The 19104-nt window shown below is 65.1% G+C and carries 10 protein-coding genes; 6 read left to right on the top strand and 4 right to left on the bottom strand.

Annotated elements, in window-relative coordinates; all coding sequences use genetic code 11:
- Positions 1–8: 8 nt before the first annotated feature.
- Complete coding sequence (locus ENSA7_RS17240) at positions 9–1124, bottom strand: ADP-ribosylglycohydrolase family protein (RefSeq protein ID WP_106090393.1); 1116 nt, start codon at positions 1122–1124, stop codon at positions 9–11.
- Between the two features lie 89 nt (positions 1125–1213).
- Between ENSA7_RS17240 and ENSA7_RS17235 the strand changes: the two genes are divergently transcribed.
- From ENSA7_RS17235 to ENSA7_RS17225, 3 genes are all read left to right on the top strand, one after another.
- Positions 1214–1807: a hypothetical protein gene (locus tag ENSA7_RS17235; protein WP_106090392.1), complete on the top strand. Its 594-nt coding sequence runs from the start codon at positions 1214–1216 to the stop codon at positions 1805–1807.
- 307 nt (positions 1808–2114) lie between these two features.
- Positions 2115–2519 carry a hypothetical protein gene (locus tag ENSA7_RS17230; RefSeq protein ID WP_181233827.1) on the top strand — a complete coding sequence of 135 codons (405 nt, stop codon included), beginning with the start codon at positions 2115–2117 and terminating at the stop codon, positions 2517–2519.
- Between the two features lie 14 nt (positions 2520–2533).
- The gene (locus ENSA7_RS17225) at positions 2534–3310 is read left to right on the top strand and encodes a hypothetical protein (protein WP_146157799.1); all 777 of its coding nucleotides are present in this window, start codon (positions 2534–2536) and stop codon (positions 3308–3310) included.
- A gap of 20 nt (positions 3311–3330) precedes the next feature.
- On the opposite strand, the gene ENSA7_RS17220 is transcribed toward ENSA7_RS17225, so the two are convergent.
- The gene (locus tag ENSA7_RS17220; protein WP_181233826.1) at positions 3331–3909 is read right to left on the bottom strand and encodes a Uma2 family endonuclease; all 579 of its coding nucleotides are present in this window, start codon (positions 3907–3909) and stop codon (positions 3331–3333) included.
- Positions 3910–4015: 106 nt separating this feature from the next.
- A complete protein-coding gene (locus ENSA7_RS17215) occupies positions 4016–6562 on the bottom strand; it encodes a serine hydrolase (protein ID WP_106090389.1) in 2547 nt (848 codons plus the stop codon).
- Between the two features lie 135 nt (positions 6563–6697).
- Between ENSA7_RS17215 and ENSA7_RS17210 the strand changes: the two genes are divergently transcribed.
- The gene (locus tag ENSA7_RS17210; RefSeq protein ID WP_146157798.1) at positions 6698–7801 is read left to right on the top strand and encodes a hypothetical protein; all 1104 of its coding nucleotides are present in this window, start codon (positions 6698–6700) and stop codon (positions 7799–7801) included.
- Positions 7798–8391, top strand: coding sequence for a hypothetical protein (locus ENSA7_RS17205; RefSeq protein WP_146157797.1), 594 nt, complete (start codon positions 7798–7800; stop codon positions 8389–8391). The genes ENSA7_RS17210 and ENSA7_RS17205 overlap by 4 nt, the downstream gene beginning before the upstream one ends.
- Positions 8392–8411: 20 nt before the next feature.
- On the opposite strand, the gene ENSA7_RS17200 is transcribed toward ENSA7_RS17205, so the two are convergent.
- Positions 8412–9374 carry a serine/threonine-protein kinase gene (locus ENSA7_RS17200; RefSeq protein ID WP_181233825.1) on the bottom strand — a complete coding sequence of 321 codons (963 nt, stop codon included), beginning with the start codon at positions 9372–9374 and terminating at the stop codon, positions 8412–8414.
- Between the two features lie 1083 nt (positions 9375–10457).
- On the opposite strand from ENSA7_RS17200, the gene ENSA7_RS17195 reads away from it, so the two are divergent.
- Positions 10458–19097, top strand: a complete 8640-nt coding sequence (locus ENSA7_RS17195; RefSeq protein ID WP_146157796.1) for a Tc toxin subunit A-related protein — start codon at positions 10458–10460, stop codon at positions 19095–19097.
- The last annotated feature ends 7 nt before the right edge of the window (positions 19098–19104 follow it).

Genomic DNA, 19104 nt, shown 5'->3' with positions numbered 1-19104 from the left:
GCGGGCGCTCAGCTCCACGACCGATCGTCGTACAGGCTGTCCCACTGAAGCTCCAAGGCCAGCAGATCGGGCTGGCAGGCCCCAGTCTCGTTGTCGACGAGCCGCTCGATCCGCTCGAGTAGGCTGCCGGTCGCGCGCAGGTCATCGAGCCACTCCGAGGGCACCATCGACAGCCCCCACCTCGCGCCCGCGAGCGCGCCGACCATGGCTCCGTTCGCGTCGGTGTCACCACCAAGGTTGATCGCGGTGATCACCGCGTCCGCGAAGCTGCTCGAGAAGTCGACGATCGCCAGGGCCGAAAGCACGCTACACGGCGCGAACGGGCTGGTCGCATCGACATGTTCCGTGGGCTCGGCGATCGCCCGCGCCCGCTCCTCGATCCCCGTGAGCAGATCCTGAAGGTGGTAGGCGGCGCGGCGCTGCTCGACCAGCCCGGCGACCAGGCGGCTAAACCGATGGTCGACCGGGATCCCGAGCTGGCGCGCGGCCTGTCGCTCGCCGGCCTCGACCGCCTCGACCAGGCGCTGGGTCAGGACCGGCGGCGACCTGACGACCATCGACTGGGAGATCGCAGCGGCCAGCGCCTGCGCTCCCATGATCCCGCGCATGTCCGAGTGGGTCACCGCGCTGAGCTGAACCACGCGCTGGTTGAGCAGCCGCGAGTCGTCGCGCCACCACAGCGCGGCGGGTGCGATACGCGTGGCTGCCCCGCTGCTCGCGCTGGGGGTCGCGTGCGCACAGGGCTTGTCCAGGCCGCTCGCCTGCATGCCGCGGACCGTGTGGCGAAAGTCTTTACTGACCCCGCGGTGCAGGCCCCAGCGCCCCGACCGTTGCGGCGCCGCGTCGCGCAGCTCGACCATCAGCTCGGCGAAGCGCTGCTCGGGGTGCTCGGGGTCCATGCAGATCGCGTCGAGCACCGCCAGCGCCTGTTGCCCGTCGTCTGTGTGAAGCCCGCGCGGTCGCCAGTGGCGGCCAGCGACCTCGGTCATCTGCTCGAGCTGGCCAAACTCGGCCTCGATCTGCGCTGCTGTCCACCCCTCGACCGGTGAGCCGATCGCGTTGCCGATCAGCAAACCATGGAGGCAGCCGGCGATCCGGTCCCACAGGATCTCCAGGGCAAGCATCCCTCAGCCTACCAGCTACCGCTGCGGTCCCCGATTTTGCGGCGCTCGTGGGCAGGGTACCATCGGGCCGTTAGCCACTCGGAGCGACCATGACCATTACGCGCAAGCAGTTCTTACTCGGGGGCCTCGGTGCCGCCACCTTGTTTCTCGACGCCTGTACGGATGATGGCGGAGACGGGCGCAGCAGCCTCGAAGGCATTGGTAGCCTCGAAGGCGGCACGACCGGAGACGGGGACGGCGACCCCACCGGTGACGGGGATGGCGATCCCACAGGTGATGGTGACGGGGATCCCACTGGCGACGGGGATCCCACCGGGGACGGAGACGGCGACCCCACCGGTGACGGGGACGGCGAGCCGACCGGCGATGGCGACGGGGAGCCGACTGGCGACGGCGACGGGGACGGCGATGGCGACGGAGATGGCGACGGCGACCCGGTGTGCCCGAACGGCGCGTCTGGGACGGTGCTGAACAACCACAACCATACGCTGCTGATCCCCGCGGCCGACGTGCAAGCTGGGGTGCCGAAGATGTACGGAATTCAGGGGGGCGCGAACCATAACCACACGGTCTCGCTGACGAGCGACGACTTCGCTCAGCTGGCGCTGGGCAATGAGGTTCAAAAGCAGTCGAGCTTTCTGCAGTCTCACGATCATGTCGTGTTGATCGCTTGCTTGCTCTGACGGTTTCGACCTCAATCGCCATCGGGTCTGCGCGGGCGCCGTGAGGGGCGTTCGCGCAGCCCACTTGGCACGACGCCGTGTCCCTTCGGCCAACCGGCGCCTCGCTCGAGATCGAAAAGGCGCGTCATTGATCCAAAGTACACGGAATGAATGTATGAGTTGTTCGAGCTTTTACCGCCATTACAACTGCCAACTAAAGTAGTAGCTATTTGCCGAGGAAGTCTCTACCGTGCGCTCGTTCGTAGACCTCAGGAGAACCAAGATGCGCAAGATTCTCACCGTAGCCAGCCTAGCCGCCATGTTGAGCGTGGGTTTCGCACACCAAGCGAACTCCGCGAACTACGTCGAGTACTACCGGGACAACCTCTTCATCGGCCTCGCGTACCACCGCGTGGCGTGCCTGACCAACTGGAGCACGATCCAGTCCAACCAGGACTACGACGGGTTCACGCACCAGCGCTACTGCTACTCGGGGGCAAACGCCGCCTCGGTACCGAACGGATCCTGGTACGACTGGAACTACGCCACCGGCAAGTCCCAGCTCGACGCCTGCGGCTCGTCGACGAACAGCAAGTACAACACGCCGAACTACGCAGATCGCTCGAATTCGTGCAGTTACAACGTCCTCATGGACTGCAACAGCGACTGCTGGATCCGGAACTTCTCGAAGTGCCAGGGCCGTCAGGTCAGCATCGCCAGCCCGTGCTGGTAGGTCGTCGCTAACCCATGGAGCGCTCACGTTGGCCGTGGATGGCCGGCACTCTCGCGCTGGTCGCTGCCGGGCTGGTCTGGTCGATGTGGCCCGATCCGCCTGTGCAGCAGGTGGCGCGGGCGCAGCCGCCCGAGCGCGAGCGCTCCGAGCTGCTGCACCCGGTTCGGCCGAGCGAGCCCCCGGTCCAAGGGCGCGATCGGCCGGCTTCGGCGCCCTCGCCCGAGGCCCCAGAGGACCTCGCCAAGATCAAGAACCAGGCCTACGCCAAGGCCGTCGAAGACGGCGTCGCGCGTCCGGGCGAGGTCGCCTTTCGCGAGATGATCGACGCCTTCATGGCCTACAACCAGGCCTTCGCCGAGGCCCAGGCCCGCGAGGAAGGCATCACCGTCGCCGAGGTCCACGAGCTCACCTACTTCGGCTTCAAGGTGCTCGAGACCCAGCGCTGGGGCGACGTCGAGGACCTCGTCGAGCACCCGATCAGCGACGAGGTAAAGGCCCAGGCCGAGCAGCTGATGCATGAATCCAACGCCGACTTCAAAGGCGAGATTCGGCAGCTCGTCGACGACGGCGCGAGCGAGGAAGAGCGCTGGGCGCTGATCGGCGACACCCAGTCGCGCTACATGGCCAAGTACTTCGAGCTCACCGGCATGAACGACGAGCTCGTCGACGAGCTCCTCGCCGGGGATCCCTCGCGGTCGTTTGCGCCGGCTGACACGCCGCCGCCACCGCTCGAAGAGATCGAGCCCGCCCCGCCGCCGCCGCCCGTCGAGCCGCGGCCCAGCGCCGGCTGAACCCACTGCGCTGGAGCCGTCTACGCTGCAAGTACGCCCGCGTAGATCTGCGCGAGTGGAATGCTGACGGCGAGGGTCGGGAACTCGAGCGTGTCCGCCCCCGAGTAAGGACGCAGAGTCCAGACTCCGCGCTGATCGTCGCGGGCGAAGTGATCCACGCGCGCGGCGTCCTGGGAGACGAGCACATACTCGTTTAGCGTCGGGATTGCCCGATACGCCTCGAATTTTTGGCCGCGATCGAACGCCTCAGTCGAACCTGACAAGACCTCGATGACAACGCGAGGGTTGAGCAAGGTGTCGGCCTGCTCGTCCTCGAGCTCCGGGGGACCGCAGACAACGCTGAGGTCCGGGTAGAGGTAGCGCTCCTGCTCAGGGATCCGAACTCGAAGGTCGGACGGCAAGACCTCGCAGTCCCTGCCACCGAGAGCTCCGCTCAGGCTCACGATCAAGTTTCGAACCAAGCGGTTGTGCGCCAGGCTGGCTCCCGTCATCGCGTAGGCGCAGCCATCCCACAGCTCGTGTTTGCCGTCAGCGCCGCGGTCGAACGTCAAGTAGTCCTCGAGCGTCATCGGCAGGTGCGGTGCGGGTTCGGCGGGCACGACGAGAGCATAGCGCTCCAGCGCCGCCGCGCCCAGCCGACGGTGTGTTGGTGCTGAAGATCCGCGTCGGGGACTTCGCCGCATTGAGTCCGACGCCAGCATTGCGCTACCAGGTCGCGAGCGCGTCACGGATCGGCTGACGAAAGAGCGCATTCGAGAACTGCTGCCTGGCCCGATGCGAACTCGACACCGCCGCCAAGCGCGTGCCGCCGCCGACCAAGCTCGCCCAGCCGCCTTCGACGGCCGACCACGCCATGCCCGATCCGCTGTAACGAAACAGGGCCCCGCCGACGGAGGCGAGCCCGTAGAGGCTGCCGCCAGCGATAGCGAGGGCCGCGGCGGGCCCCCCCACTTGCGTCCAGCTGTTGGGCGTGCCGGTGTACGACCACACCTGCTTGCGATCGGTGGTCATGCCAAACAGCTGGCTGCCATCGGCGACGAAGTCCACACCAGGCCCACCGATCTTCACCCAGCTCGCGCCCCCGGGCGAGTAGGCCTCGACGTCCTGGGTGTTGGAGTTGATCGCGTAGATGGTGTTTCCACCGCCGATCAGATCGGCCGCCGGACCGCGCACCTTCGTCCAGCTGTCGGGGGTGCCGTTGTAGCGATAGATCGCGTCGCGCCCTGGGGTCAGCCCGTAGATCGTGTTGCCGGCCGCGGCGAAGCTGGCCCCGGGTCCGCCGATCCGCTGCCACTGCTGACCGGTGCCCGAGTAGCGATGGATGTCGCCGGTGTCGGGGTGGATCGCGAACAGGCCCGCGTCGCCGCCGATCAAGCGCTCGGCGGGCCCGCCGACCTTGGTCCAGGTCGGCGAGCCGCTGTAGCGCCAGACCTCTTTCTTGTTGGACGTGAGCCCGTAGATGTCGCTGCCAACCGCGACCCACATCGCGCCGGGCGTACCGATCTTGGTCCAGTCCCCGCTCGACCCGAGCAAGTAGGGCTCCGCGTTCGGGGGCCCGGGGTCGTGGCTGTTGGGGTTGCGGATCTGACTGAACCACCAGCCCAGGAAGTAGTCGCGCATGACCGTCGCGCCGCCAACCTTGAACGGCAGGCTCAGGGTCGCCGCGTCCGAGTAGCCAGTGTCGATGCCCGTTGGTCCGCCCGATCCACCCTTCCAGCGCCGGACCACCAGCGGCATGAACTGAGGCACGATCGCGAGCTTGCCGAGCGGCGCGGCCTCGGCCTCGACCAGCTCCCGGAACCCGTTGGCGCTGACCGGGCCGGAGCTCCGGCCCGTGATCGCGCTCGTGTACTGGGGATTGCTCGCGGCCATCACGATCATGTTGGTCTCGAACAAGGTCCGCGACGCGGCCTTGGTCACGAAGCTGTTGTCGTCGATGCCCTCGTAGAGCCTGGCCATGTCGACGAGCGTGGTCAGGTTGTCGGCCCACGGCACATTTGGGCCCGTGGCCTGCTTGCAGCCGTAATACATCTCGGTCGAGACCAAGCCGAGCGCCTGGACGCTGCGCGTGATCTGCTGGATGTCGAACTTCTCCATGACCGCGTCGAGCGTGCGGTTGTGCGACTCCCACATCATCGTCGGCAGCGCCTCGGACAGCGGCGCCGAGTTGCTGACGTTGCCCCTGGCTTTCCCGAGGCAGGTCGTGTCGGTCTTGTTCGCGCCCGTCGCCGTGCTCGACTCGAACCACGACACGGTGGTCGCCATCGACACCGCAGGGTTGCTGTCGACCTCCCTGATCGCGTGGAGGTAGGGCACGAGCTTGAGCACGCTCAGCGGCTGCACGCACACGTCCGCGGCGTGCTCGGCAATGATCGCTCCGTTCTTGCCGAGCTGCTTGACCAAGAATCCACACGTGGACCGGCGGCTGTGGTGGGGGTGCCCATAGCAGCCCCACATCAGCTCGCGCAGGCGACGGGTCTCGGCGTTGGCCTCGTCGAGCTGGTGGACCTCTTTTTTGTCGAGGGTCATGCTGTAGAGGGTGTGATCGAAGGCCACGACGTTGACCCCGGGCGTGCCGACGACGTCCCAGGTCTGGCCGCTCCCGCGGTAGCGCAGCAAGTTCTTGGTCTTCGGCTGGACCGCGTAGACGACCGAGCCGCCGCCGATCAGGCGCTCGACCGGACCCCCGACCTTGGTCCACTGCTTGGGCGTGCCGTCGTAGCGGAAGACCGCCTGGCGGTCCGGCGTGAGCCCATAGACGGTCGGCCCGACCCCGACCCACATCGAGCCTGCGCCGCCGATCTCGGTCCAGGTCTTGTCGTAGCGCGACCAGGCAAAGATCGCACGATTTTCGGGTGCCGCCGCGTAGACCTTTGATCCGCCCGCGATCAGGCTCTGCGCGGGTCCGCCGATCTTGGTCCACTTGTTCATCAAGCGGTCATAGTGATCGACCCGGTCGCGACTCGGACCGAGCGAATAGACGGCGTTGCAGATGCCGACGAACTGGGCCCCGGGTCCGCCGACCTTGGCCCAGCTGACGCCGTCGTAGCGGTGGAGGTCGCCGTTGGCCGCGGTCGCGTAGAGGTCCCAGCCACCGCCAACGAGCCCCGTCATCGCGCCACCGATCTTGGCCCACTCGCCCGAGGCGGGATCGAGGGTGTAGATGGCCTTGCGATCCGGGGTCAGCGCGGCGAGGCGACCGGCGTAGATTGCGAGGCTGTGTGCAGGACCACCAATTTTGTTCCAAGGCATGCGCGACTCTCCCGAGCGGGGGTGGCGCGAGTGTATCAGTTCTCCGACCCCTCGGCCGCGCGATGTCGTCGGGCTTGTCGGCGATGCAGTGCCATCAGATCTCACCGACCCGCGGGTCTGGTACAAGCAAGGCACATGCGACCTCGACAGTTGGTGACGCTCTCGGTGGTCAGCTTGCTGGTCGCGTGCGACAGCGGTCCTGCGCTTCCGCTCTCCTACGAGACCGAGCACCTCCGCATCCACACGGATCCGGACGTGCCGCTCTGCGCCGGGGACCTCGTCGCGTTCGAAGCGATCATTGATCGGATTGAAGACGATCTCGGCTTCTCGATCGAGGAGAAGGTCTCCGTGTCGATCTGGCCGGAGGAAGCGTGGAAGAACGCGCGCGAGCACTACTGCCCCACGGACCCCAGGGTGATTGGATGCACGTCGTCCGACGGGACCGTAATTCACACGACGCGGCCCGCCCTCGAGCACGAGTTGGCCCACGCTCCGATTCCATACCTGGCGCCCTTTTTTGCCGAGGGGCTCGCGGACGTCTACAGCGGCGTGCAACTGACTCGGTTTGGTTTCACGGCGCCCGCCGACAACCTGGCGATCTCGGCTGTGGAGGTGGACCAGCGCACGGCTCGACACTTCGTACGATGGCTCCGCGAGACCTGGGGCACCGCGAAGCTCGGCGAGCTGGTGAGGTTGGGAAAGCACGCCGACAAGCGCTTCGCGGACGTCTACGGTCTGAGCTTCGCCGAGGCCGAGGCCATGTACTTCGCCGAGGCGCCGTATGGATACCCGAGCCTCAACACCTGCGATGGGACGCCACTCGACTTCATGGACGATCTCGGCGGCTGGCGGACGGACATCGACATCGACTGCGACACCGGAAAGGACGTTCACACGTATGGGACCAGCCTGATGGTCGAACGCACCTTTGTCATTCCAGCCGCTGGGTACTACTCGGTGAGTTCGAATGCTGACGGGATCTTACTCAGCCGATGTGCTACAGGACCCCTCGAAGAGGCGATCCGTAGCAGCACGTTTCTTGGCGAGGACGTACCGCCGAGCTACGCGGGTGAGATCGACGAAGAGTTTCACTACTACGAGGGTGGCTCGATCGTGGACCTCCACTTCGAAGCCGGCAAGCACGAGATCGGTCTAGGCCTGTTCGGCTACCAGGGGCGCGAGGTGAACCTCGCGATCTGGCCCTCGCTGGGCCCTCAACCGGTCGAGGGAAAACCGTGACGGCCAGCCGAATGTTGCCGTGCTTCGCGGTGGCGCTGTTGCTCGGGTGCACCGAGCAAGAGGCCCGGCTGCTCTACGAGCTGGGCGACCCCTGTCGATCTGCATACAAACCGTGTCTGGATGACGACTCCGCCCTCTCTTGCGAGTCCAACGTCTGGGTAGAGCGAGACTGCGCGAGCGTGTGCGCCGAGCTCGGGCCAGCCTACGGTCCCGCCGGCTGCGACCGGGAGTGTGTCTGCGAGCTCCTCGATCCTTCGGGCTGCACACCGAACGAAGTCACGTGCGTGGACGAGAGCACCGTCGCCGTGTGCGACGAGGCTCAGCAGCTCCAATCAACGCCATGCTCGGACGTCTGCGCAGACGCGGGGCTCGACGAAGTCGGCTGCCTCGCCAACGAGGACGGCGAGCAGAGCTGTTGGTGCACGAGCGAGGACACCCCGTGCGAGCCGTCGTCGATGCCCACGTGTGTCGACGACGCGACGATCGCCGTGTGCGAGATGGGTGCGTGGGTGTTCGTCGAGTGCCAGATGGTCTGCGGCGGTCCGGCGGTTTGCGATCCGCTTCAGCAGCCGGCGACCTGCGGCTGCTGAGCGAGTTGCACCCCAAACTTCTAGGTACCGCGCAGCGCATCAAACAACCGCGTGAGCAGCCCAGCTCTCGACGCGAGCTCCAACTCCGCGAGCAGCTCGGTCATGGACGGCCAGCGATCGATCCGCTCCGCTGCCAGTCCGCGCTCGAGCACGCTTCGCACTCGCCGTGGCACACCCGCGAGGCGCTCCGCGGGCGGCTGCTTGATCCGCCCAGCCTCGATCGCGCGGGCGATCTCGCTGGCAGACCGCCCCTCGAACGGCCGCTCGCCGTACAGCGCCTCCCAGACCGTCACACAGAACGCGAACTGATCCGCGCGCGGGTCCGTGGGGCGACCAAAGTGTTGCTCGAGCGCCTTGTAAGCTGGCGTGCCGGAGAACCCGATCGTCGCGAGCAGGTCGGGCCCCTCGGCCAGCGCGTCGCGCAGACCCGGGGTCAAATTTTCGAGCGTCTGAAAATTATCAGTGCCCCGAGTGCTGCGCGCGAGGCCAAAGTCGAGCACGCGAACGCGGCCGTCATCACCGAGCAGCACGTTGTCGGGCTTGAAGTCCCTGTGCATCACCGAGGCCGCGTGCGCGGCTTCCAGCGCCCGCCCGGCGTCGAGGTAGCGCTCGATGATCTCGCCGACCTCCGGTTGATCGAGCTCGACCCACTCGCGCAGGGTCTTGCCCTCCACGAACTCGAGCGCCAGAAACACCTGACCCTCGTGGGTGCCGACCTCGTAGATGCGCACGATGTTGGGGTGGGTCAGGCGCGCCATGGTCTTGGCCTCGCGCAGGAACCTGGCCTGGGTGTCGCGCCGCGCCGATCGATCATGACGTAGCAGCTTGATCGCGACGGGTCGCTGATACTCGCTGTCCCACGCCGAGTAGATGATCGAGGTGCCGCCGATCCCCGCGAGCGAGCGAACCTCGAACCGACCGATCGCCGACGGGAGCTCGCGCTTGTGTCCCGCCTGTCCGTCCGAGTCGTCTGCGCCGGCCATCCGGGGCATCTTAGACCTCCATGACCGGACTGGGGTCACGGGCGCCAAAAAACGACTTTCAGTCCTGGTAGCGCGCCGATCAGACAGGAGTCGCGTCGTCAGGTGCGACCAAGCGAAGCTGCACCATCGTGGTGTCCAACTTGGGCTAGCTGACACTCCGCGACCAGCGCACTGCGTGCCGAAGGTGTGGCGCAGATGTGAGAGTGCAGCGCGAGTCTCGGCGGCCATGCCGGCCGACCGCACGAGGCGGAGCACGTAGCCGTCCGGCGAGGGAGCTGGACAGCGGGACCACCCGCGACCGCGACCTTTGGCCCGTCGCCGCGGCGCTCGGACCCGTTCGCAGCGCGCAGTTGGCCAAGCCGTGGTCGATGAAGCGATCGAGCAATTTCGATGATCGCACGTCGTCGGCGACGTATCAGGCCGGCGGCCTCCAGGCGACATCGGTGAGCCGCGCCACCGGCCAGCGAGCCGACGAGCGCGTCGAGGACCCGACCAGATGACCTTCGGGGACGACCAGCCGCCGGGCCGGTCGCCGGGATGACGTGTCCCAAATTGAACCACCCCTTCGGTGCGGCGCCGCAAAGTCGATCGTGTGGTCGATCTTTGAACCTTTCACGTCATGTCGCTGCGATCGCTCACTCGACACCAACGTCGTGAACTTCAAAAAATATCAACATTCGTCTCGACCTCAGTAAAACATCTGTTAGGTTTTCGCGCACACCAAAATTCGCAGACTTGGCCACTGACCATCGTCGCGGCTAGGTCTGCGCTCGGGTGTGACGGCTCCAACCAGCGACCAGATCAGGACAATCAAACCACATGCCAACGTATACAGTGTCCGGCCGAGTGGTCGATATGAAGGGCGCCCCTGTCGTCAACGCTACCGTCAGCATCCTCGAGGTCTTCGACCTCATCGATCCGCCCCGTCTAAAAGGGTCCTCGGCGCAAACTGACAGTCGTGGCGCATACACTATTATTTGGAGCGAGACGTCCGCTCCCGCGCTGCCATGGGACATCTTCGTCCAGGCCACCGACAACACGACCACGGTCAAGTCACCGCTCATCAGCGACCTGACGCAACCCATGGTGGTCGACCTGGTGCTCGGCGAGGGCACCTACTTCGGTAGCAGCGAGTGGGATCGCGTGGCGGCCAAGCTCGCGCCGGTGCTCGGCTCGACCCCGCCCCAGGACATCCCGGTCGACCGTATCGAGTGGTTGGCTGGCCGCGCCGACGTGTTTCCAACTCATTTGGGCTTCTACATTCAGGCCCACCGGCTCGCCGATGGACGCACCATCAAAGCCCATAGCTGTTACGCGTTCATGCGCGCCGGCCTGCCGGCCGACTTGCTCGGACTCTTGCGCGCAGGCGCCCCGGCCTGGGAGAGTGCCCTGCGCAGCGCGTGGATGCAGCGAATCTCGAGTGCCCCCGGCGATGGCTCGGAGTCGGCGCTCGCGGCCGAAGTCGCGGATGAGGTCGCCGCCATGCGTGAACTCGCGGTTGAAGCTGCCCTCGACAGCTCCCCGGGTGCGCTCAACCAGGGGACCTTGTTCGACACCGCCGGTTTGGATCCCGCCGATCAACAGACCTTCATGGAATTGTGGTTTGCGCGGACCGGGACGTTGGCGGACTTCTGGGCGGCCTTGACGACCGCGCTCGACGAAACGCGAGCCCTGACGTTCCAGTTCACGATCAAAGCCGCGACGCTGGTTGGAACCCACGTCCCAACCCTCATCGGGCTTCAGGCCGAGCGAGGCGCCGAGAATATCTCTACGGTCCGCGACCTCGCCGCGTGGAGTGCATCTGACTGGGACGGCTTTCTGGTCACTTGGGAGATCGCTGCACCTGATGACGCCCCGGGTGCCGATCCCGTCGAACAGCGGCAGTCCTACGCGCGCGCGCTCAGCCGCATCGTCGAAGACGCCTACCCCACCTCGTACCTCAGCCACGCGATCGCGCGCGACGAATTGAGCGCGAGCGCCCCCGCGAACACGGCCCACGTCGCCACGTTCCTGAGCAACAACGTCGACTTCGACATCACTCGGTCCACGATCTCGCACTATCTCGACCAGGCGTCGACGCCGTGGCAGAGTATCGATCCCGCGGATCAGGCGGCAGCGCGCGCCAACCTCGAGATCGTGCAGCGCGTCTATCGAATGACGCCCAGGATCGGTCGCTACGACACGGCCAAGCAACTGTTGGATCATGGCATCACCTCGGCCGCCCAAGTTGTCGGCTACACACGGCAAGAGTTCGTGCAGGTGTTTGGTCCGCAGCTGCCGGATGACGTTCACCATCAAGACGCGCTCGCGGGCGGTATCTGGGACAAGGCCACGCAGATCCACAGCGCGACGATCACGCTCGCCTCCAAGCTCGCGCTCAGCAGGTCCGATGCAGACTTTGGTGTGCTGTCCGTCCCCGGCGCCAAGCAATTCGCCGACGCGGATCACGGCCTCGCCGACCTCTCCACGATCCTCGGCAACCTCGACTATTGCGCGTGTGAACACTGTCGCTCGGTGTTCAGCCCGGCCGCATACTTGGCGGATCTTTTGGCGTTTCTGAGCAAGCGGCCAGCCAAACAGGCCGCCAACGCGCTCGAGGCCCTGAGCGAGCGGCGGCCGGACATCCGGCACATCCTGCTCGACTGCACCAACACCAACACCCCGCTACCGTATATCGACTTGGTCAACGAGCTGCTCGAGGCGAAGTTCACCGACACGCTCGATGGATCTTCGAACCAGACCACCTGGACCGAAAACGAGCTGCGGATCCACCCGGAGCACCTGAAGCACGACGTCTACGACGATGAACCCGCTCCCCCGATCACGCAGCTGGTGTTCCCGTGGAGCCTGCCGTTCTCGCTGCCGACGGTCGAAGCGCAGACGTACCTACGCCACCTCGGGGTCCCCCGTAGCGAACTGATCGCCCGCTACGAGCCGAAATTCCCCGATGGCGCGTATCTCGACACGCGGGCGGCCGAGGTACTCGGTCTCAACGCGACCGAGTTCACGATTATCGCCGGGGCCTACGAGGGAAATCCGTCTGACGATGACCGCGAGTTCTGGGGTTTCGCCGCGGGCGTGCCTGACAATAGCTGGGTTGGCGTGCTCAATGGTACGCACGCAGACCCCGAAAAACGTGATATCGGCGAGCTACTTCGACGCGGCCGCTACACCCTCGACGAGCTGCGCGAGTACTTGGCGCTCGACTTCGTCGACCCAAGTGGGGCGATCGCCTTCCAGTGGAACGAGACATGTAACCTCGACGACGCGTCGATCGCATTCTTGGAGGCGCCCGAGCTCGATCGCCTGCACCGGTTGACCCGTCTGCAGCGACGCTGTGGCATCCCGGCGCGGATGCTCAACGTGCTGATCGTCGATGCTTGCGGCGGCACCCTCGATCACGTCGCGCTTCGCAAGCTGGCAGACATGGTCCGCGTCAACGAGCAGCTGGGGCTGGCGTGGGACGAGCTGGCGACGTTGTGGGCCAACGTCATCGACCCTCGTGAGTACGAGAAGGCGCCGCGCGCGTTGTACCGGCGGCGCTTTCTGTCCAAGGAGTTTGAGAAGATCGGCGTCTCCACCTTGTCGCAGTTCAACCCCGCCTCCGGGGGGATGCTGCAGGGGGAAGGCGGCGTCATGACGCCCGAGCAACGAGCGATCGTACTCGCGGCGATCGGCCTCAAAGAGGCCCAGCTCGTAACCTTGATCAGCAACCCGGATCTAGCGAGCGACGCGTTCAGCTTCACCAACCTCACTGCGCTGTTTCGCTGCGCACTGTTCGCACGTCAGCTCCGGCTGAGCCTAGACGAGCTAGCGATCCTCGCGGGCGTGAGCGAGGGCCTCACTGGTCGAGATCCCTTTGCTAGCCCCGCGGCAACCCTCGAGTTCATGGCGATCCTCGAGGGTATCCGCACCAGCGGGCTGTCGATCCTCGAGCTCGATTGGCTACTGCGGCACAGGGGTGACGCGCCCTTCGACGACGAGCGCACCGGCCGAGAGTTGGCCTCGCTCGCCCGTGGTCTGGCCACGATCATCGATGAATCCGCTGGCCTCGCCGACCCGGATGGCAAGGCGTTGGCGACCAATCTCGCCAACCTGCTGGTCGAGGCTGACGTCATCACCACGCTGGAGATTGTGCAGATCAGCACCGCACCCGTCCTGACTCAACACGAGCACATCGACGACCACCTCTCGGCCTACCTCGACGCGAGCCTCGCCAAGGATGTCCTCGTCAACGTGGACAGCGACGACTACCTGTTGGATGTACCGGCGCGACGGGCCTGGCTGCTGGGCCAGGTCGTCAGCTTTCAGCGCCGCCGCGCGCTCGTGGTCGACTCGATCGCCAGCCGCTTTCAGATCCCAGCCACGCTCGCCGATACGCTCACGTTCACGTTGCTCCACGATCCTACCGCCGACCCCGAAGACGAGGTGCCGCTCGGCGACATCTTCATGATCGCGTTCGCCGACGAAGACGCGATCGCAGCCGGCATCACGCCCCTCAGCCACACCAACGAGTTTGCCGCGTGGACGCGGCTAGCCAAGGCCGCGATGCTCGGCGGACGGTTCGTGCTCCGAGCCGACGAAGCATTTTGCTACTCGGGAACTGGTGAGTGGCTCGATTTCAACGCCCTGCCGTTGGGTGCCAACGAGCCGAGCGCGAGCTTTGACGCGTGGGACAAGCTGCGAGGCGCTCTGAGCTTGCGGAAGCTGTTTCGGGCTGGCGAGCTCGGCCACGTGGCTATCGCTGGCGCTGCGTTAGCCGAGGGCGTTGCGATCTTCGCCGACCACGCGGGTTGGGAGCCCAACGCGTTGGCGACCGTCGCCGCGGCGCTGGGCTTCGCGTCGGAAGATCTCGCCGGCGAGGCCGCGCTGCTGCGCCTGTGGAAAATCGCCGAGACCAGCGAGCGGCTCGGCGTCGACGCCAACACGCTGCTGGCTTGGACCACACCTACGATGACCATGGCCAAGGCCACCGCGATCAAGACCGCGGCGCGGGCCAAGCACGATGAGTCACGGTGGGCCAAGGTCGCCGCGCCGCTGCGAGACACGATTCGTGAGCGGCAACGCGACGCGCTGGTCGACGCCGTGATCGCTACATCTGTGGCTCCGAGCTTGCGTGATCGCAACGCGGTGTTCGAGCACCTGCTCATCGACGTGGAGATGAGCGCCTGCATGCAGACGTCGCGGATCAAGCAGGCGATCAGCTCGGTGCAGATCTACATCCATCGGGCGTTGTTGCATCTCGAGGTTGACGACGTCGTGTTTGCCAGCGACGCGATCGCGCGCTGGGAGTGGATGAAGAACTACCGGGTCTGGGAGGCCAACCGCAAGGTGTTCTTGTACCCGGAGAACTGGATCGAGCCCGAGCTGCGTTCAAACAAGACGCCGGAGTTCGCTGCGCTCGAAGCCACGCTCATGCAGGGAACGCTCGACCAGACGCGGGTGGAGAAGGCGCTGATCGGCTACCTCGAGCAGCTCGCTCGCGTGTCGAATTTGGAAATCGCGGGGGTCTGCCAGCCTTTCTACGGCGGCGAAACCTGGATCCTCGGGCGCACGAGCGCCCAACCCCACGAGTGGTTCTTGAGGCATCGGCGCAAGGACGGTGCGTGGGACCCGTGGGAAACGATACCGATTAAGATCGACACTCGCACGGTCGCGTTGATCGTTCGCGAGCGCAGGGTTCACGTGTTCTGGGCCAACTCCTTCGCGACCGTCACGTCCGCCAACGTCCAGGCCGTCCGCTACAGTATCGGACACGTCGAGCGATCCGATGATGGTTGGGGGAAGGTGCAGATCTCCGAGCAGAGCGCTCCTGACCAACGAGTATCAACGAGGCCTGGCCATCACCTCATGTGCCTCGATGCAGATACATCAGGATCGCTGTTCCTCATCATCGCCGATTGGATCTTAGGCCGGGTGCGCCTGCTGCAGTACTTCCGATTCAACCCGATAGACGGCAAGGTCCGATGGGGTGGGAGTGACTTCACGGGGACCGACCATGTCGAGGGATCGCATATGCTGGATGACCCCGGCGTCATTTCGCTACAGGTTCGGTACCATTTTGACGGTCAACGGTACTCCGATCCATCGGAAGTCCTGGGCTTTCGGTTTGCTCAGGGCAGCTTCCAGGGACCAGTGTTCATGTCGCGTTCAAACGCGAAGCTTCCCGCGGCCGCGATCCACCACGCCGACGTCTGGTCTTCGCACGAAAATACGAAGCTTTGCCCGGTCGTTTACGACGATGTTCAGCGCAAGTATCTGCTCGAGCCGGTGCCCGACGGTGGTCTTCCAGTGAGTGAAGACGACGGTGGCAATGTCGACGCTGTAGCCGGCTTCACGATCCAACCGTACTACGATGAGTGTCCCCCTCTCGAGTATCGAGAACCCCTGCGCACCGTTCCTCAGATGGAGTGGGCGCAGAAGCTCCACGACGAGGTGACAGAGATCAACACCTGGCCAAGCGGCGTACCGGAACAACTTGCGGGATACGACTTGCTGGACGGGGTCGTCCCGGCCCTTGCCCCAACCACTGACGCGGCCGCGATCCTATACAAGGCGACACAAGACAGTCAGGCCGCGAACACCTCGCAGGGCATCGAGGCGCCGTTTCCCCTGTCCAAGACCAAGTACACGTTGGCGTTCGAGTCGCTCTATCATCCGGCAGCGCGCACCATGGTCGAGGCGGTCGCCAACGAGGGTTTTCGGGGATTGTATGCCCCCGCGCCAAACTCATTTCTCTTCCGGCAACAAGGCGCGTTTAATCCTTTCGTGGTAGAGGAGTTGTTTCTCTGGCCCGGCGTCGCCGAAGGAGACCCACCGATCGAGGAGTTCGATTTTCGCTACGACAGCCCCTACGGCATCTACAACTGGGAGCTGTTCTTCCACGTGCCGATGTTGATCGCCGGCAAGCTGGCAACCGAACAACGTTTCGAAGAGGCTCGGGAGTGGTACCACTTGATCTTCAACCCGATCGATGTCGTCGACCTGCCCGAGGAGACCACGACCTCGAAGTTTTGGCGGCTCAAGCCTTTCGTCGATCAATCAGGGGCACTGGCGAAGGACCAGCTGGAGTTGATGCTCGGCATCGGCACCACGCAAGCGAAGCAAACAACCGCGGTCAAGGAATTCATGGCGCAGGTGAAGGCTTGGGAGCACAATCCATTTGACCCGCACGCCGTCGCCAGGGTGCGAGACGGCGTCTATCAACGTACACTGCTGCGCAAGTACATCAACAACTTGATCGAGTGGGCGGACAGCTTGTATCGTCGCGATACGATCGAGTCGATCAACGAAGCCACGATTTTGTACATCCTGGTGGCACAGTTGCTCGGCCCGCGTCCTCATGCGGTGCCTGGCCCGGAGACGGACGCGAAGAGCTTCGACCAACTCGCCGACTCCGGGCTCGACGCGTTCTCCAACGCCTTGGTCCAACTCGAGGGTTATATTCACTGGCCAAGCGACGGCGCGAAGAAGCTCGGGTGCGGGCCAGCGCTGCCCTCGGATCCGTGGGTGCGGGTGCCCGTCGTGTCGCGGTTCTGGTACTTTTGCTATCCGCCGAACGCCGAGCTGCTGAAGTATTGGGACACGATCGAGGACCGGCTGTGGAAGATCCGCCACTGTCGCAACATCGAGGGCGTGGCACGTCAACTGCCGCTGTTCCAGCCGCCGATCGACCCGGGGCTGCTGGTGCGTGCGACGGCGGCCGGCGTCGATATTCGCTCGGTGCTCGCCGAGCTCGACTCAGGGCTCCCGCCGTATCGGTTCCGCTCGGTCCATGCGCGGGCGATGGCGTTCACGGGCACGCTGCGCAGCTTGGGCGGGGAGCTGCTCGCGGCGTTCGAGAAGCGTGACGCTGAGAGTATCGCGCGGTTGCGGACCGAGCACGAACTCGAGATGCTCGACCGTGTCCGCGACGTACGGGTCCAGCAGATCGACGAGGCGCAGCAGGCGATCGCCTCTCTCAAAGCCGCGAAGGCCACCGTTGACGCCCGCAAAAAACACTACGAGGAGCTCCTAAAAGTCGGGTTGTCGGAGCGGGAAAACCGGCAGTTCGAGCTTGCACGGAAAGCGAATAAGTGGGGCCAGAGGGCCTCTGCGACGAGCGCCCTCGGGGCCATCGTCTCAATGATCCCACAGTTCAAGATCACCATTCCACCGGGTTCGGTCTCGACCGAGGTCGGTGGGCTCAATTTAGCGCACATGATGAGCGCGAACTCGACGATCCTGTCAATGGCTTCGGCTGAGTATTCCTATCACGCGAATCAGGCGGCGATCACCGCGGGCTACAATCGCCGCTCAGAGGACTGGGATCTACAGCTCTCGCAGGCCGAAAGGGAGATCACCCGGATCGACCGTGACATCATCGCTGCCGAGATCCGCCGCGACATCGCCACCCGCGAGCTCGACAACCACGACCACCAGGCCGAGCAGTCGCGCGACCTCGATCGCTACATGCGCGGCAAATTCACCAATCTCGAACTCTACGACTGGATGGTAGGCCAGCTCTCCACGCTCTACTTCCAGACGTACCAGCTGGCCTGCGATCTCGCCAAACGAGCCGAGCGAGCCTATCGCCTCGAGCTGGCGATCCCGAGCGACGACCCACCGATTATCAAGCACGGCTACTGGGACAGCCTGCGCAACGGCCTGCTCGCCGGTGAGCGCCTCAACCATGACCTCGAGCGGCTCGACCTCGCGTACATGGATCGGGATATACGGGAGTTCGAGCTGCGCAAGAGCGTGTCACTGGCCGAGCTCAACCCAGTTCAGCTGCGGACGCTGCAAGAGACCGGGGGTTGCGACATCTCGCTGCCTGAGCTGCTGTTTGATCTCGATCATCCCGGCCACTACCTGCGGCGAATCCGGGCGGTTCGTCTGACGATCCCTGCGGTGGTCGGGACCTACACGAGCCTCGGCGCCCGACTCGAGCTCGTGCGGCATCGGACCCGGATCGACGCTGACGCGTTGTCTGACTACCCAGAGACGGAGGAGCCGGACGACCGTTTTCGCGTCGGGTATGGCGGAGGAAAGGCGATCGCCACGAGCACGGCCGTCGCGGATGGCGGACTGTTCAACCTCGACTTCCGCGACGAGCGGTACCTGCCGTTCGAGTACGCGGGGGCGATCAGCGAGTGGAAGCTGACGCTCCCCAGCGACACGCGCCAGTTCGATTATCGGACGATCTCCGACGTCGTGCTGCACGTCGACTACAGCGCGCGGGACGGTGGCACGGATTTGCGTGATGAAGCCAGCGAGAGCGCGCTAGCGTCGCTAGTCAGTGCCGCTGCAGGTGCGGAGCTGATGCGACTGTTCGTGGTCCATGACGCGTTCCCCAACGAATGGGAGCAGTTTTTGGTGACGCCCAGTTCAGGGCCGCAGGTGCTCAGCTTGCCCGTGGAGCTGGAGGAGTTCGACCACCTGGCGCGGCGGCAGGGCGTGCAGATCAAGCGGGTCGAGTTTGCGCTGCTGCTCCCCGACGGGGTCGACGCGGGGGACGACCTATCGTTCACTTCGTCGATCGGTGTTGCGGAGTTGGATCTCGTGCAGACGGACGACGATGCGTTCATGATCGGGGACACCGGCGTGATCACGGAGCAGCCTGGGACGTGGACGCTCTCGCTCGCCGACGACACCGCGCCTGCGAACATCAAGGACGGCACGCGGCTGGATCGCACGAAGGTCGCCGGGATGTTGATGATCGTCCGCTACACGCTCGACGCCTGATCACGCT

This window comes from Enhygromyxa salina, assembly GCF_002994635.1.
GTDB classification, from domain to species: Bacteria; Myxococcota_A; Polyangia; order Nannocystales; family Nannocystaceae; genus Plesiocystis; species Plesiocystis salina_B.
The sequence above is the reverse complement of the archived record's forward strand: the minus strand, read 5'-3'. Positions and strand labels throughout refer to the sequence as shown.

What these genes read in the sequence shown, in the direction of transcription:
- ENSA7_RS17225 (WP_146157799.1), top strand. Translation starts at nt 2,534, where the DNA reads ATGGAGCGCTCACGTTGGCCGTGGATGGCCGGCACTCTCGCGCTGGTC.
- ENSA7_RS17200 (WP_181233825.1), bottom strand. Translation starts at nt 9,374, where the DNA reads ATGGCCGGCGCAGACGACTCGGACGGACAGGCGGGACACAAGCGCGAG.
- ENSA7_RS17235 (WP_106090392.1), top strand. Translation starts at nt 1,214, where the DNA reads ATGACCATTACGCGCAAGCAGTTCTTACTCGGGGGCCTCGGTGCCGCC.
- ENSA7_RS17210 (WP_146157798.1), top strand. Translation starts at nt 6,698, where the DNA reads ATGCGACCTCGACAGTTGGTGACGCTCTCGGTGGTCAGCTTGCTGGTC.
- ENSA7_RS17240 (WP_106090393.1), bottom strand. Translation starts at nt 1,124, where the DNA reads ATGCTTGCCCTGGAGATCCTGTGGGACCGGATCGCCGGCTGCCTCCAT.
- ENSA7_RS17195 (WP_146157796.1), top strand. Translation starts at nt 10,458, where the DNA reads ATGGTGGTCGACCTGGTGCTCGGCGAGGGCACCTACTTCGGTAGCAGC.
- ENSA7_RS17215 (WP_106090389.1), bottom strand. Translation starts at nt 6,562, where the DNA reads ATGCCTTGGAACAAAATTGGTGGTCCTGCACACAGCCTCGCAATCTAC.